The following is a 16,808-nucleotide window of genomic DNA, read 5'->3' as shown; positions in this document are numbered from 1 at the left end:
TTTAGGTTATATATCTTGAAGTTATATCTATAATCAGTTTTTACAAGCTATCTTTAGAATGCAAACTGGTCTACTTTCATACTCATGTATGGCTCAGCACCAGAGGCGATACGGGCAACGTAGGTACGAGTGCGTGGCAATAGCTTACTAAAGTAGAATTGAGCAGTTTTCATTTTAGCATCATAGAATGCACGCTCACTATTATCTTCTTGTTGTAGTGCTTCATGCGCAACGACAGCCATACGAGCCCATAGATACGCCAGTGTCACATAACCGCTAAAGTACATGTAGTCTACCGCAGCCGCACCGACTGCATCAGGGTTTAAGGTAGCTTCCATACCGATACGAGAGGTTAAGTCGCCCCACTCTTTATTAAGTTTTGCCAGTGGGCGGATAAACTGACCAAGCTCATCTGTCTCTTTGTGCTCTTCACAGAATTTGTGAATGACTTTGGTAAAGTTAGCAAGCATTTTGCCTTGTGAGCCAAGTACTTTACGCCCTAATAAGTCTAAAGATTGAATCTCGGTTGTACCTTCATATAAGCAGGCGATACGGGTATCACGAACATTTTGCTCCATACCCCATTCACTGATATAGCCGTGTCCACCATAGACTTGGACGCCATGATTGGCTGCTTCATAGCCTGTTTCGGTCAAGAAGGCTTTCGCAATCGGTGTTAATAAAGACAGCATTTGGTCAGCAAACTTCTGCTCTTCGCCTTCACCTTTAGCAACAGTATCAGCAAATAATGCCAGATAGTAGACCAAAGCACGTCCACCTTCTGCAAAGGCTTTTTCTGTTAGTAGCATATTGCGTACAGCAGGATGTACGATGATAGGGTCGGCAACTTTATCAGGTGCTTTAACACCAGAGATAGAGCGCATTGCTAAACGCTCTTTGGCATATTCTAATGAGCCTTGGAATGCGACTTCAGAGGCAGTCAGACCCTGTACAGCAGTACCAATACGTGCAACATTCATAAAGGTAAACATACAGTTTAGACCACGATTTTCAGGGCCGATTAAATAACCTTTTGCCCCATCAAAGTTCATCACACACGTTGCTGAAGCTTTGATACCCATTTTATGTTCAATAGAGCCACAAGAGACATTATTAGCCTCACCAAGACTGCCGTCATCGTTGACCATTACTTTTGGTACGATAAATAAAGAAATCCCTTTTGTACCAGAAGGTGCGCCTGGTAGGCGAGCTAAAACAATATGGATGATATTGTCAGTCATATCATGCTCACCAGCAGAGATAAAAATCTTTTGACCAGTGATGCTAAAGCTGCCATCTTCATTTGGCTCAGCTTTTGTACGGATAATTCCTAGGTCTGAGCCAGCATGAGCTTCAGTTAGACACATTGTTCCAGACCATGCCCCTGTAACCATTTTTTCTAGATAGATGCGTTTTTGCTCATCGCTACCGTGATGTTCAATGGTTTGAATCGCACCATGAGACAGTCCTGGATACATAGAAAAAGACCAGTTAGCAGACCCCATGATTTCATTGATTGCCGTTGCTAAAGAAAACGGCATACCTTGTCCACCAAACTCTTCATCAGCAGCCATAGAAACGAAACCAAGCTCACAGTATTGCTTATAGGCTTCTTTAAATCCTTTTGGTGTTGTTACCACGCCATTTTCAAAGCGACAGCCTTCTTCATCGCCACTACGGTTTAACGGAGCTAGCTCTTTTTGTGCAAAGTTTGCCGCCGCCTCAAGGTAGCTATCAATGATATCTTCTTCAACATCAACATAGCTGGGTAATGTCTGATAGTGGGAGACGCTGCCTAGTAGCTCATGCATCACAAATTTCATATCACGAAGCGGGGCTTTATATTGCATTGGGGTTTATCCTTGTTCAATATTTGTTAAATATCAGTATTGAAAGCCATACTAAGACCTTCAAACCAGTGAAAAAATTGGTTTCCCTGCCATTAGTGGCATTGAGTATATCCATAATTATTTTGTGAATAACTGGCTAAAAGATAGGTGCTTGGCTAAAAATATACAAGGATATGCCACGCACTCATAAGTCATGGGCAGAACTTGCAATCTGTTACCATCTTATATTAGTAAACCTTTGCAGTCGTTAGGTTTAGTTGCGGGTTTCGTACGAATAAGAAAGTAAGAAAAGAGCTAGAGTGGTAGAAAGTAGAAACAAGGTGATAGAGGTCAAAATGCTGGACGGAATGAGTCTACGAGCAAATGAACACAGTTCGTTTATTAAGCATTGCTACATACTACAAGATTATGTCGATATGAGCATACGTATATTTGTGTCTGACATCTGTTGATATGACAAACTATATTATTTACAGGGGTTTTGGTGGTATAGATGGTTGTTATGGGGTGTATTCATCCTATCTCATCATAATAGCTAGGAATGTTTTTGTTGTAATAGTAGCAATGTGGCTTTTTCTGCACTCATGGGTCGTCCAAAATAATAACCTTGTCCATATTCACAGCCAGTCTCTGTTAGTAACTGAGCCTGATGGGCGTTTTCGATACCTTCGGCAATCACTTCAATATTCAGATTATTTGCTAAGGTAATAATGGCTTTGATGATATTTAGATGAATATTATCATTATCCATATCAGCAACAAAACTTTTATCAATCTTAATAAAATCAAAATGATACAATGATAAATAGCTTAATGATGCGTATCCTGTACCAAAGTCATCAAGTGCCAGCAGTATGCCTAAATCATGTAACTGGTTAAAAATTTGAATGGTTGTTTGATCTTTATTCATCAATGAAGACTCTGTGACTTCAAGATGCAACTTGTTTTTGCATTTAGGGTTGGCGGTGAGTAGATTTTTGATAAAAGGTAGAAACCCAGATTGGCGGAACTCAGAGGCATCTGCATTGATACAAACGATGACTTGGTCATCGATATTTTGCCATTCGTTAATTTGCTGAGTGACGGTTTGCAACATTTGGCAGAAAAGCTCATAGGACAGGTGGCTTTCAATAATGGTTTGTAAAAAATGCTGGGGCTCTAAGATTCCTTTTTCAGGATGTTGCCAGCGTACCAAAGCTTCAAAACCGATAAGTTTATTCGTCTGTAAGTGATATTTAGGCTGATAGTAAGCAATGAATTGTTTTTGTGCGATGGCTTGTCTGAGCTTGGTTTCAAACCGCATACTCTTTAAGACATTGGGGTTTAAATCATGAGTATACCAACATAGTCCATCACCCCCTTGACGTTTGACATATTCTAAAGCATGTTCTGCTGCCCGAACTAAAACATCAATCTGCTCACCATGCTCTCGGTAATGACTGACGCCAATGGATAAATGCAGATAGATACTCTCTGTACCAACAGTAAATGGCAACTCACATAAATGAATGATATCTTTTAGCTCTTCTCTAATACTATTGGCATCATCAACCTCAAATAACATGGCAAAGTCACTTAAACTAAAGTGAGCAAATACCTTGAGGCGAGACAGTGACAATCTATTGATTCGGTCAGTTAGTTGCTGGAGTAGACACTTGATTTGCTCATCAGATAGGGTACTATAAATAGCATCAAAGTGATCAATATTGAGCCGTACAATGACCAGCTCTTGATACGTATCTAAGATATACTCACCCAACTGTGTCATAAAGAAGCGTCTGTTGGGTAGTCCAGTATATTTATTATAATGAGACAGTTGCAATAGAGTATGTTGTGTAGACTTGCTGCTGTGTGTGTTACGCAATAGTCCAACATAATAGCAGGATTGTTGATAAGAGATTTGCCAGATGGTCATATTGGCGTCAATAAGCTGTCCATGTACACTTAGATAGCCAATATCTTGTTGAAAATAGCCATTCTCATCGAGTTGTTGATAGAGTTGGCGTAATAAAGAACTGTCTTTTAGTGGCAGCTCGGAAAGAGGATAAATGCTTAGAGGACGACCAAGGAGATAATTGCTTTGATGTCCAACTGTTTGTTCAAAGCTAGGGTTTACCCACGCATAGTGGAACTGATGATCTAAAATAAAAATACTTTCCTCGGAGTGACAACAAAGCTGGGTAAGTAGGTGTGATTGTATTTCTGGTGCTAAAACCATGATGTACTCCTAAGGGTCTTATTGACATCATACGTAAGAAAATGAATAAATGCCATGTAACTCTATTTAAAATTTATTCAAAACCTCTAAAGGCAGTTATAAGATCATGTCGTAAAATTAAAATATAATTGTAACTTCTATTAATATGAACCTAAGTAAATAAGGTTTCAATAACTTTTGATAAATTTTATTTATCAATAATGGAAAAGAGAGTTTGTAGTGTTGTTAGCGCCACAACAGGTGCTGTCTCTGTACGCAAGACACGGTTGCCTAGTTGCCAAGGAATAAAGTGTCGTTGCATGGCTAAAGTGACCTCTTGTTGACTCAGACCACCTTCTGCTCCAATTAATAAAGTAAAGTGAGCGGGTTGCTGTGATGTTTGTCTGTCTGCAAAGTGTGTAAGATGCCCAAGGATAGGTTGATGTGGTGTTGCTGCAGGTGTGGCTGGTTCGGCATCAGATGATGGCACAGCCAGTACAAGGCGTAAAGAAGGTGTTAAAGGCTCTGTATTATCACACGGAAGCTGAGGTCGAATATCTTGATAATATGGTGTATCTACAAGATGGCTTAACATCTCAGATGCCTCGCCTGATGTACCTGCTAGCCAGTCTGTGATAGAGATAGGGGAAAAAAGTAGGGGAGGACGATTTAATCCACATTGCTCACAAGCAGCGAGTATGACTTGTTGCCAATGCGCCATCTTTTTGCTAACTTGATGTGACTTTAATGTTACCTCACCATGCTGGCTACTGAGTAGCTGAATACTGCTTACGCCTAGCTCTGTTGCCTTTTGCAAGGCATAATCCATACGTTCACCCCGACTCATAACCAAAGCAATATGAACTCGATATGGATTGTCTTTATCTTCTTCTCGATAAGCAAATACTTCAACTTGTGCTGTTTTTTTCTGAATATCAGTTAGTCTGACATCATATTCACCACCATAGCCATCAAAAAATGTGGCACACTCGCCCTGTTTCGCTCTTAAAACACGGCACCAGTGATGAAAAATAGTATCTGTTACTGTTAGTGCTTGACCAAGCTGTAATGGTTTGATATCAGTTGCAGATAGAAGCTCTGGAAGGTAAAAAAAACGTCGCATATAAAACACCAACAGACCCTAAAAATAGCCAAAAAATTAAAATAATAAAAAGTGACCCATAAAATGGAACACACCTTAATTAAAATAACTAAGGTGTGTCTGTAGTATAGATAATAATATATAAATATAGGGTCTATTAAATTTCTACATCGTTAGGCTAGTATTGACATGGGATGTAGCCACTTTTTGCTTTTATGTAAAAGTAACTAAATTTTCCCTATGAAAATCCATGTTCAATAGACCCTGAGCTTGAGGACTATTGAAGCCCAAGTGCTTTAACCAACTTTCGATTTGGCTCAGTTTTATTCATCGTATAGAAATGTAGCGCTGGCACAGACTCCGCTATTAAGCGTTCACATAGTTTATATACTACCTCAAAACCAAACTCACGAATGGCTTTGCGATCATCACCAAAATCGGTCAATTGCTTACGAACATAACGAGGAATATCCGCACCACAGCTATCAGCAAAACGTACCAGACTTGATGAGCTAGTGATGGGCATGATACCAGCAATTAGAGGCTGTTTTTGTGTATCAATACCTTGTTTTTCTAGCGCATCACGCAAGTACAAATAGCTGTCTGCATTAAAGAAAAACTGAGTAATGGCTGCATTTGCACCCGCTTGATACTTATTGACTAAGTTCTGTACATCAGAGGCAAAGCTACGAGCTTGTGGGTGCATCTCAGGATAAGCTGCGACTTCAATATAAAAGGCATCGCCTGTTTGCTCACGAATAAAAGCGACCAAATCGCGAGCAAAAGGCAGCTCACCCATGCCGACCTGCCCTGAAGGCAAGTCACCACGTAATGCCACCAGACGCGAGATACCAATCGACTGATAGTATTCAAGCAGCTCAGCAATTTGTGACTTATCATCACCAATACAAGAAATATGCGGTGCAATATCGGTTGCACCATGTTTTTTAAGCATATTAATTGTATCTAGTGTACGCTCACGTGTAGAGCCACCAGCTCCATAGGTCACTGAAAAGTAACTGGGTGATAGTGCATTAAGCTCATCAAAAGTCGTCCCCAGCTTTTCCTGACCAGCAGAGGTCTTTGGGGGATAAAACTCAAAAGAAAACGTTGGCTTGGCTGTCATGATCTGCTCCAACCGGCTTAGTATTTATAGTCATCAGCTTTAAACGGACCTTCAACAGGCACACCCAAATAATCAGCTTGTTCAGCCGTCAGTTGCGTGATAGTGCCATTAAACCCAGCAACCATTGCAGCGGCTACTTCTTCGTCTAGTTTCTTGGGTAAAACTTTGACATAGAGGCTCTCTGCACGGCTATCTTTTGGCAATTCGGCAAATTTTTGCTCATAAAGGTATATCTGTGCGAGTACTTGGTTAGCAAATGAACCATCCATAACACGAGAAGGATGCCCTGTTGCGTTACCCAAATTGACCAATCGACCCTCTGCTAATAAGATTAAATAATCCTCATCTGCATCAGAGCGGAAGACTTGATGTACTTGCGGTTTAATCTCAACCCAGCGCCAGTTATCACGCATAAACTGTGTATCAATCTCTGTATCAAAATGACCAATATTACAGACGACTGCACTAGATTTTAATGCTGCTAGCATATGGCGGTCACAAACGTGATAGTTACCTGTAGTGGTTACGATTAAATCAGTATCTTGTAATAGACGAGTATTGATGCTACTGCCATCATTGGTGTTTTTACCATCAATATAAGGTGACACTACTTCATAACCATCCATACATGCCTGCATGGCACAGATAGGATCTACTTCTGAAACACGTACAATCATACCTTCTTGGCGTAAGCTTTGTGCAGAGCCTTTACCAACATCACCATAGCCAACGACCAGCGCACGACGACCAGCTAAGAGCATATCAGTGGCTCGTTTGATGGCATCATTTAAGCTGTGGCGACAGCCGTATTTGTTATCATTTTTTGACTTAGTAACCGCATCATTTACATTGATAGCAGGTACTTTTAAAGTGCCTTTATTGAGCATATCTAGTAGACGGTGTACACCAGTAGTTGTCTCCTCAGAAATACCATGAATATTGTCAAGTAACTGTGGATACTCATTGTGTACCAAAGCAGTCAAGTCACCACCATCATCTAAAATAAGATTGGCATCCCATAGCTGACCTGAAGCTTCACCGCCTGCATGGAGTTGTTGGCGTAGACACCATTCGTATTCTTCTTCGGTCTCACCTTTCCATGCGTATACAGGTATTCCAGCAGCAGCAATAGCGGCGGCAGCATGGTCTTGGGTAGAGAAAATATTACATGATGTCCAACGAACTTCTGCACCTAACGCAACCAATGTTTCAATCAGAACAGCGGTTTGGATGGTCATATGAATACAACCCAAAATTTTTGCACCAGCGAGTGGTTGCTCAGCCTGATAGCGGCGACGAATGCCCATCAATGCTGGCATTTCAGCCTCTGCTAATGAGATTTCTCGGCGACCATAATCTGCCAAGCTAATATCAGCAATCTTGTAATCAGTGAAGTCGGTGGGGGTAGTGGTTGATGAATTAGAAGATGACACTGCGTTCATCATAAACTCCTATCTAATATTGAAAGTGAATAAAGATATTAAGTGAATAAAGACCTATAACGCAGGTGTCGTTAATCTATGCCGTTATTTTCTAAACTTTCTTAAATAACTTTAAAACCATATATGTTTAGAACTATTAAAATGACAGTAGGTAACATTAACGTGGTTTGAAAGCTACTTAGAAAAACTCGATATTACTTAACAACTTAAAAATATGTAATAAGTATATAATCAAACCATATAAAATTAAGAATATAATTAGTTTAATGATACAGACTATATTACGGCACACTGAGCCTGACATAAGTAAATTTAGCTAAATCTTTTATCTGATATATGATTGATTTAAGTCAATCATAATATTATTAATGTCAATAAAAGATGATAAAGTGACTAAAAATACTGATGATGCAACACCTCTCAGTAGTCGCTATTGTAATAGATGTGTCTGGTGATGTCACGTCCGCACGATTCTCTGTTTACTATAAATAGAGTGTTTTTTATTTTTTTGAATTTAGATATTCTATAAAAATATCACCGTACTATCACATTGAAAATCACAAATATAGTGAATTGAGCATCATTTCTTATATAATAAGCAAGAACTACTTACAAGATATACTCAAAAATTACAGAACTTTAAATAAAACATGACAGCTTGGGGGTGACATTAGTGCATAAAAAAGGTTTAATATGCTCTCGTAAACAGGTGGCATATTAATAAGTTTATAAATTTATCACTATATTTCCTTTACTATAGACAATGCAGTAGATAGATATCAGTTGTATAATTTTTAGTAATATCTATAATAGTGCGTGATGACTATAGGAGAGGTAAATGACTTATTTAAGGTCACTACTATTTGTCATAATTTGAGGAGATTTTATGAAACTTATCAAACTATCTGTTATTTCAATGGCAGTATTAGGCACAACTGCAGCAATGGCAGCTGAGCCACAAGCTTATGAATACAACCCTGAAAATGGTATCGTACGCAATGCCGCTGGCGCTGTTGTTGGTACTACTAAGACATTATTTGATACAGCGACTCATCCAGCCGCTGTTAGTGCTGAAATCGGTACTCTAGGCTACGGTGCAAATATTGCATGGGGTCTAAACGAATCAACTGAGCTTCAAGCTGGTTGGTCTGGCATGAAAATCGATGGTGATATTGACCTTGATGCAAATGATTCTTGGATTAACTGGGGTAAAGCACTTGGTGAAGAATATGATGACTTTAAAGGTACTTTAGATTACCGCGTTAAATCTAGCAACCCATACCTTGGCGTACAAATGCGTCCATTGAAAAACTGGTTGACAGTTGGCGCGGGTGTTATGGTACCTCGTAATGAAATCAATGCTACATTAACACCTACTTCTGGTAAGACAGCAACTATTAGTATTGATGATGTAAACTATACTGTTCCTACTGGAACTACTGTAGAAGTTGAAGCTAAAAACAAAAATGCTTTAGCACCATATGCAACCCTTGGATTCCGTCCAAACATCAACAACCGTTGGGGTATGTTTGCTGAAGCCGGTGCTGCTTATATGGGTGATTACAAGTCAGACGTAACTGTAAAAGGTGCACCAGTTGTAGCTGATAGTGCAAATGCACGTAACTTCGAAGATGCGGCTGAAGAAAAAATCAATGACAATGAGCTAAAATGGTACCCAATCGCTAAAGTTGGTGTTACTTACCGCTTCTAATTGATTAAATAGTACTTATGAGCTTATAAAAAAACGACCTTCGGGTCGTTTTTTTTATTCTCCAAGCTTTTTGTTCTTAGAATTAAGAGAATTGTTATGACTATATGACAATGATGAGTGAAGAATAGGGTAGATAGATAATGGCTGCTAAATGCTGGTATTGTTTTGATAAGTCTTGAGCTTTGATGGATATACTATTTTGCTCTATCTTATTTGCCTCGTTTTGTCGATACTCTAAGAAACAAATGAGTTGTTGAGCAATACAGGTATGATCTCTTTGTAGATAGGTAGCCAGTTGCTTCCCATTTTCTTTTTTTAGGCAGGCTTCTGCCAACATCCAGCATAGTTTTAAATAAGTTGGCTGATATTGCGGTTCTAATTGAGTATATTTGGTTAATACCCTTTGATGAAAGAAGCGTTGAGCAATGCTATGTTTAATTATATTTTTTTCAATATCAATGCCAATAGGCAACTGCTTGTGTAAGGCGCAGCTGACCCAGTATTGTGAATGACTAAAGCAGATGTAATATTGTGTTTTGTATAATCGGTAAGGGTAGGTAGTACTATCAATCGTATCTTGGATATTAAGCTTTTCTAGAGTTTGTTTTAGTAGTTGACGTACAGCTTGGCGTTGTGCCTGATGTAGCTGTGGACGTGTTAATTTTGTGTTAGCTGTTGTCACAGAATCAAACTGTGCGATAGCAACCCATAGGCTAGCGTTCGTGTGTGAAAAAGTAGTCGGAGTAGCATCATCAGTAAATGCAATAAACTCAGTATTTATTAAGTGCATGTAGGGTTGGTAGTCATAAAATCAGATAGTGTCTTATATCATGTTGTTATTGTACTAACTGTTAAGCCGATATTTTGGAGCTTATATTATAGAAAAGACCCACTATTTATGGGTCTTTTTTAACAGCTTTATATTATTAGTCAACTCAGTTGTTTAGTGATACATTCGAAACTTGTATCAACATAACCAGATTGTAGTAAATACAATACTAACACTAGTTCTAGCTATAAGATGTTCATTTATTAATAAGATAAAACAGCACGGCGGTTTAGTGCGTAGTCTTGTTCAGTATGACCAGGTACTGCTGGGTCATCTTCACCATAACTGATGGTCTGTATACGAGAAGCAGCTACACCTTGAGTTGTCAAATAGCTTTTGACTGATTGAGCTCGACGCTCACCTAAAGCATGGTTATATTCACGGCTACCGCGCTCATCGGTATAACCAGCAACCAAAACTTGTGCGCTTGGGTTACTATTTAAAAAGCCTGCTTGTTGATCTAGTATCATACGTGCCTGTGTATCTAGTGCGCTACTGTCAAAGGCGAAGTATACAGTGCTATTAAGCTGTTCAGAACCGCTAACAATAACTGCAGAGTTTGACACCAGTCCACTACCGCTACCATAGATTGAGCCACCAGGAATACCCATTGGTGCTACAACAACTTCTGAAGTATTCGCACGTTTAGTTGCACAACCAGTGGTAATAGCAAGGACAGCTGATAGTACTGATAGGGCGGTAAGTTTGGCAATAGATTGCATATACATTTCCTCAACGTTCTCTAATAATAGTAATTAATCCGTATTTACTTCACTTCACATTGTCATCCAATCCAAGACGTATTAGTAGGATAGACTAGTCACAATACAGCTAAGTAAATATCTTTGTTTCAGTAAAACTGGTGACATCATAGTTTTGGTATGTGCCAAATCAAATATCTATTAACTGAGCGTGTGTGACGCTGGCGTAATGAATATTTATAGAATGACGACTCATATTAAACTTGATGTTAATTTTTGTAAGTAGTCTTACTGTAAACTGCTGTGTAGATAATGGCAAAGTTTGTATCTTTAGACAAGTAGTTTTGGTATATGATGGAAAAATAAATGGGTTTTAGGTGCTAAAAATACAATTTTAGCTATCTATTGGTCATATTATTTCTGTTACCAGCGATATTTATCAAAATTTTCTGGATTTGCCCAATATTTAGCATTTAGCCAGTCTGGTCGGTATTTATAGTCATATAGATTAAATTGCCATATGGATAGGTGTTGTGCCAGTGGCGTTGTTATAGGGGCTATGGCAGAGGATGTGGTGGATTTCTGCGTACTGTGATTGATATGATTACTATTAGGCTGAGCCATATTTTTTAGACGGGTAAAGCCATAAGCGAGTAAATCCAGCTCTTTATTGCTAACAATCACACTTTGGCGAGCAAATAAGTCACGTAGTCGGATGCTGATATTCGCAATTTTGTTGCGTTTTTCTGTGGTGATGCTGGGGAGTGTGGATGGTGTTTGTGGCGATGTTGTTGATAAATAGGGTTTGAGCAGATATTGAAGAATAGTAACATCAATATAACATCCAAAATCATACTGTTGATGATAGGGCATGTTTAAAAACTCTGCTTCAGTTACTATCTGTATTTGTTGCTGATGGCTTATTGTTGTCGGCACATCCGTTTGTGGCGCGATATTCAGTAGTGTATTTGCAGTTTGTTGAATATTCTGATTTCGCTGATTAGCTGTGGTACTAAAATAGGCAGATATTTGAGCATCAATAAAAGAAGTATCATCACAGATAAATAAGTAAGAAGTGGGTTGCTCTATTTCTGTTGCTATTAGCTCTGGATTATCTGTTTTGGATGAGTCAGTGTCAGTGCTTATGGTTTGAGAAGTTGAGCTATGTTGTTGCAGTATGTCTGCGACATGGCTCATGGCAAGGTATAAGATGGGTGTAATTTGTTGATTATCTTGGGAGTTTGGCATAAAGATGATATTAATTTTTTGATGAAAGGTTAGGGCTTGTATTCATGTTATGACATACCCATTATAACCTAATATGGTTGATAGCCCTTATTTATTATAAGACAAGAATCCATTTAACATAGGCAAGGTAGATTATGAGTACAGCAAATACAGTAGTAGATGAACAAGTGATTGACAGTGATGTGCCAGATGCACCTGCTCATGAGCCAACACCAACTAAAATTTATTTAAAAGATTATCAGCCTCCTGTATTTGCAGTTGAGCATATTGATTTGGATATTAAGTTATTTGATGATCATGCCTTGGTTGATAGCCAATTGGTGATGTACCGTGAGCATGAGGGTGAGTTATGGCTGGCGGGACAAGATTTACAGCTACTTAGTATCTCAATGAATGAACGCTTGCTGACAGAGGCGGATTACACGTTAGATGAGCAAGGGTTATCTATTCATCAAGCACCTGATAGGGTTACTTTAAATATTCAGGTGCGTATTGAGCCACAGAAGAATACAGCGCTTGAAGGCTTGTATTTAGCTGGAGATCAAGCAGATAAGCAAGAGGCATCAGGCGTTGATATTGAGCAAATGTATGTGACTCAATGTGAGCCTGAAGGATTTCGTAAGATTACCTTTTATCCTGACCGACCAGATGTGTTGGCAACCTTTACCACTCGTTTAGAGGCAGATAAAAAGTTCCCGACCTTGTTGGCAAATGGTAATTTGATTGATTCGGGTGCGGTGGGTGAGCATCGTCATTATGCGCTATGGGAAGACCCAACACGTAAACCAAGTTATTTATTTGCTTGTGTTTTTGCTGACTTGGATGTGATGCAGGATCATTATACGACGATAGAGGGTCGAGAGGTTTTATTAGAGTTGTATGCAAAGTCGTATGATATTGAAAAATGTCATGTCGCTATGCAAGCATTAAAAGATGCCATGGCTTGGGATGAAAAAAACTATGGTCGTGCTTATGATTTAGACCGTTATATGATTGTTGCCGTTAGCCAGTTTAATATGGGTGCTATGGAAAATAAGGGTCTTAATATCTTTAATACGGCATGTGTGCTATCTAGTCCTGAGACAACAACGGATAATCGTAGCTTTAATGTAAAAGCAGTTGTTGCTCATGAGTATTTCCATAATTGGACAGGAAATCGTATTACGTGTCGAGACTGGTTTCAGTTATGTTTAAAAGAGGGCTTTACGGTTTATCGTGACCAGTCTTTTTCAGCCGACCAGCAATCACCTGCTGTGCAACGAATAGATGATGTTGCGACATTGCGTGCGCATCAGTTTAGTGAAGATGCTGGTCCATTAGCGCATCCACCTCGTCCTGATAATTTTGTGGAGATTAATAACTTTTATACCACGACAGTCTATGAAAAAGGGGCTGAGGTTGTGCGTATGATTGCAAATACGCTTGGAAAAGAAGGCTTCCGTCGTGGTACCGATGAATACTTTAAGCGCTATGATGGACAAGCTGTGACAGTGGAAGACTTTTTATCAGCACTGAGTGTGGCTGATAAGAGAGCTGAAGACTTTTTAATTTGGTATACCCAGCCAGCCACACCACATGTATCAGGATATCATGACTATGATGCAAAAGAGCAGTGTTTAACCATTCGTTTCACTCAAAAGACTCGCCATGTTGCTGGTTATGCTGAGCCAAAATTATTGCCGATTCCCATTGCTGTTGCACTGTTTGACTCACAGTCAGGTGCTATTTTGGCTGAAGAGGTATTATTATTAACAGAGCAAGAACAGCAGTTTGCATTTACAGATATTCAGACAACAGATAATACTGCTCCGATTGTTTCTGTTTTACGTAATTTTAGTGCGCCTGTGCAGTTAAGTTATGATTATACAGATGAAGATTTAGCCTTTTTAGTGGCTCATGAAACCAATGGTTTTAATCAGTGGCAACATGCTCAAACTTTGGTCAATCGAGTGCTATTACAACATCATAAAGTGGATAGTTATCTATCAGCAATTGAGCAAGCCGTTGCACGGTTAAGCCAGACAGATGCTATGTTGACTGCACGATTATTTGATATCCCTTCTGAGCGTGAGTTAGCGACAGCCTTTAGTACAGAATATCGACCAGAACAGGTGAAGAAACAGCGTAAGCAGTTAAAAACAGCACTGGCAGAGCGTTTGAAGCCTCAGTTAAGTAAGCTGTATCAGCAGTTACCCATTCAGGAGTATGTGGATACACCAGAGGCAAATGGTCAGCGAGCATTGCGTAATGTGGTACTTGATATGGCTTTGACTGCTGGTATTGATGAAGCACCGTCATGGGCATATACACAGTATGATACAGCCAAATGTATGACAGAACGCCTTGGTGCATTACAAGCGATTATATTTTATGACTTGAGCAAAAAAGACGAGTATCTACAAGATTTTTATCAGAGGTTTGCTAATGAGGCGTTAGTCATAGACTTATGGTTTAGTGTGCAGGCTTCTAATCCAAATACCCAAGTGCAACATATTGAGTCTTTAATTGCTCATCAGAAGTTTGATTGGGGAACGCCAAATCGAATACGTGCTGTGGTAAGTAGCTTGGCGTCTCAGCCAACGTTATTATGGAGTGAGCAGGGGCTAGATTTATATACCCAAGTTGTTGCCAAATTGGATAAAACCAACCCTGTGCTGGCATCGCGTTTATTGCAAGCGCTGGCACGCTGGTATACATTAGAGCAAAGCCAGCAGGTAGTTGCAAAACGCTATTTAACAGCATTGCGCAGTAAAGTTAGCTCTAAAAATACTCTGGAAAGTCTGCAACATATTTTGACAGCTTAGCACTTAGCAGAGTTCTCTCTGCTATCTCTTTGCAAGTTAAATAAAAAGTAGACTCAATAAAAAAACTGGATAAATTATCCAGTTTTTTTATTTGTGCTATGTCGTTGGTCTAACGATTGGCAAGTTGTTCTTTAATCATATTACGTAAGTTACGTAAAGAAGCAACTGTACTGTCCCAGTCAAGGCAACCATCAGTGATTGATTTACCATATTCAAGCTTGCTTAAATCATCTGGGATATTTTGGCGTCCACCTTTTAAGTGGCTTTCAATCATCATACCCATGATAGATTTATTACCATTTTGAATCTGTTCACCAACATTTTGGATAACCATTGGTTGTAGATAAGGGTCTTTACCTGAGTTTGCGTGGCTAGAGTCTATCATGATTTTGACATTTGCTTTGCCTTTCTCTAACTCATTTTCAGCTTGTGCCACCGCAGTTTCATCATAGTTTGGTTTACCATTACCACCACGTAATACAACATGGGCATAAGGATTGCCTTTTGATTTAATGATACAAACTTGTCCATCTGAAGATAAACCCAAAAAGCTATGTCCAGATTTCACTGCATTCATGGCATTGACTGCAACAGTCATACTACCATCTGTACCATTTTTAAAGCCAACAGGGCAAGATAGTCCAGAACTCATTTCACGGTGAGTTTGGCTTTCGGTTGTTCTAGCACCGATGGCTGACCAACTGATAAGGTCTTGAATGTATTGTGGTGTATTGGGGTCTAGTGCTTCTGTGGCACAAGGTAGACCTTTTTCATTTAAGTCCAATAAAAGCTTACGAGCAGTGCGCAGTCCTTTTTCGATATCAAAGCTATCGTTCATATCTGGGTCATTAATCAGACCTTTCCAGCCTGTCGTTGTACGTGGCTTTTCAAAATATACCCGCATCACTACAAAGATACTGTCTTGCAACTCATCGGCTAACACTTTGAGTTTATCAGCATACTCATGTGCCGCTTTGACATCATGAATAGAGCAAGGACCAACGACAATAAGTAAGCGGTTATCTTTGCCGTCTAGAATATTTTGGATGGTTTTACGTCCCTCTAGTACGGTTTGATGTGCTTTTTCTGATAAGGGAAGCTCAGTTTTTAGTTGAGCAGGTGTCATTAAAGGAATGAACTGTTCGATATTCACGTCGTCGATGTCTACATTATGAGTAATGGATTGATTGGTCATAAGTTTGTGCCTGTTTATATTGGCTTGTTAAAAATTGGCTAAATAAAGCATTAACACGGTATATTCATATTCAACATACTTTTTTATTCATATAATTATATGAATAAAAAGCGATGAATATTCAAAAACAATGGTTAAACCTATCAGTTAAGCCTAATAGTGATACTAAAATGCTGAATTTTGCATGTCTATTGCTTATCTTACCACAGTAATATGACTATAGCGTCAAGAGAGCCTAGCATATTGATATTATCATCAATAGATAATATAAAATAGAAATGACAAAATTTCATAACCTTAGTACAGCAGACGATAACAGAATATGCAAAAAGCATCTAGTCTATTTTTTTAGTTATCGTACTTTTGTTATCTGATGGTTGTTTTTATTATGAGGATAAAGTAGGCAGTTGACAAGCATTAGCCCTTTGAATTGCCTTAATTTATGCCATAAGTAAAATAAATTTTTGCTATACTGGTTTGCTTTAATATGCTATTTATTTTGTATATCAGAGTAGTTTTATACTAATTTTAATGCTATCTGTATACTAGAAAATATCATAACCATCGCCCAAATCAACACAATTAAATTTGATATCTAAAGAA

11 protein-coding genes are annotated in these 16,808 nt (G+C 38.9%); 2 read left to right on the top strand and 9 right to left on the bottom strand.

What is annotated here, in order from left to right; translation table 11 throughout:
- Window positions 1-53 precede the first annotated feature (53 nt).
- The 5 genes from FHK88_RS07700 to ahcY form a co-directional block, all read right to left on the bottom strand.
- Window positions 54-1,850, bottom strand: coding sequence for an acyl-CoA dehydrogenase C-terminal domain-containing protein (locus tag FHK88_RS07700; RefSeq protein ID WP_227430163.1), 1,797 nt, complete (start codon window positions 1,848-1,850; stop codon window positions 54-56).
- 535 nt (window positions 1,851-2,385) lie between these two features.
- Complete coding sequence (locus tag FHK88_RS07695) at window positions 2,386-4,068, bottom strand: bifunctional diguanylate cyclase/phosphodiesterase (protein WP_227430162.1); 1,683 nt, start codon at window positions 4,066-4,068, stop codon at window positions 2,386-2,388.
- A 187-nt stretch (window positions 4,069-4,255) separates the two neighbouring features.
- Window positions 4,256-5,170 carry a 16S rRNA (uracil(1498)-N(3))-methyltransferase gene (locus FHK88_RS07690; RefSeq protein ID WP_227430161.1) on the bottom strand — a complete coding sequence of 305 codons (915 nt, stop codon included), beginning with the start codon at window positions 5,168-5,170 and terminating at the stop codon, window positions 4,256-4,258.
- Window positions 5,171-5,426: 256 nt separating this feature from the next.
- Complete coding sequence (gene metF / locus FHK88_RS07685; RefSeq protein ID WP_227430160.1) at window positions 5,427-6,275, bottom strand: methylenetetrahydrofolate reductase [NAD(P)H]; 849 nt, start codon at window positions 6,273-6,275, stop codon at window positions 5,427-5,429.
- A gap of 17 nt (window positions 6,276-6,292) precedes the next feature.
- On the bottom strand, window positions 6,293-7,717 hold the full coding sequence (ahcY, locus tag FHK88_RS07680; RefSeq protein ID WP_227430180.1) for an adenosylhomocysteinase: 1,425 nt from the start codon (window positions 7,715-7,717) through the stop codon (window positions 6,293-6,295).
- A gap of 886 nt (window positions 7,718-8,603) precedes the next feature.
- On the opposite strand from ahcY, the gene FHK88_RS07675 reads away from it, so the two are divergent.
- Window positions 8,604-9,428 (top strand): hypothetical protein, encoded by an 825-nt coding sequence (locus FHK88_RS07675; RefSeq protein ID WP_227430159.1) that lies wholly within the window; start codon window positions 8,604-8,606, stop codon window positions 9,426-9,428.
- Between the two features lie 100 nt (window positions 9,429-9,528).
- On the opposite strand, the gene FHK88_RS07670 is transcribed toward FHK88_RS07675, so the two are convergent.
- The 3 genes from FHK88_RS07670 to FHK88_RS14515 all read right to left on the bottom strand — a co-directional run bounded on the left by FHK88_RS07670 (window position 9,529) and on the right by FHK88_RS14515 (window position 12,206).
- Window positions 9,529-10,218 (bottom strand): 4'-phosphopantetheinyl transferase family protein, encoded by a 690-nt coding sequence (locus tag FHK88_RS07670; RefSeq protein WP_227430158.1) that lies wholly within the window; start codon window positions 10,216-10,218, stop codon window positions 9,529-9,531.
- 242 nt (window positions 10,219-10,460) lie between these two features.
- Window positions 10,461-10,979 carry a peptidoglycan-associated lipoprotein Pal gene (gene pal, locus FHK88_RS07665; RefSeq protein ID WP_227430157.1) on the bottom strand — a complete coding sequence of 173 codons (519 nt, stop codon included), beginning with the start codon at window positions 10,977-10,979 and terminating at the stop codon, window positions 10,461-10,463.
- A 402-nt stretch (window positions 10,980-11,381) separates the two neighbouring features.
- Window positions 11,382-12,206, bottom strand: coding sequence for a DUF6231 family protein (locus FHK88_RS14515; RefSeq protein WP_413680466.1), 825 nt, complete (start codon window positions 12,204-12,206; stop codon window positions 11,382-11,384).
- Between the two features lie 134 nt (window positions 12,207-12,340).
- Here FHK88_RS14515 and pepN point away from each other — a divergent pair, with 134 nt between their 5' ends.
- Entirely contained in the window at window positions 12,341-15,010 is a 2,670-nt protein-coding gene (pepN, locus tag FHK88_RS07655) for an aminopeptidase N (protein WP_227430156.1), read from the top strand.
- A 109-nt stretch (window positions 15,011-15,119) separates the two neighbouring features.
- Here the strand turns inward: pepN and FHK88_RS07650 are convergent, their stop codons facing one another.
- On the bottom strand, window positions 15,120-16,205 hold the full coding sequence (locus FHK88_RS07650; protein WP_227430155.1) for a 3-deoxy-7-phosphoheptulonate synthase: 1,086 nt from the start codon (window positions 16,203-16,205) through the stop codon (window positions 15,120-15,122).
- Between the last annotated feature and the right edge of the window lie 603 nt (window positions 16,206-16,808).

The organism is Psychrobacter sp. I-STPA6b (assembly GCF_020662265.1).
GTDB lineage: Bacteria > Pseudomonadota > Gammaproteobacteria > Pseudomonadales > Moraxellaceae > Psychrobacter.
This window is presented reverse-complemented; position numbering and strand designations above follow the sequence as displayed.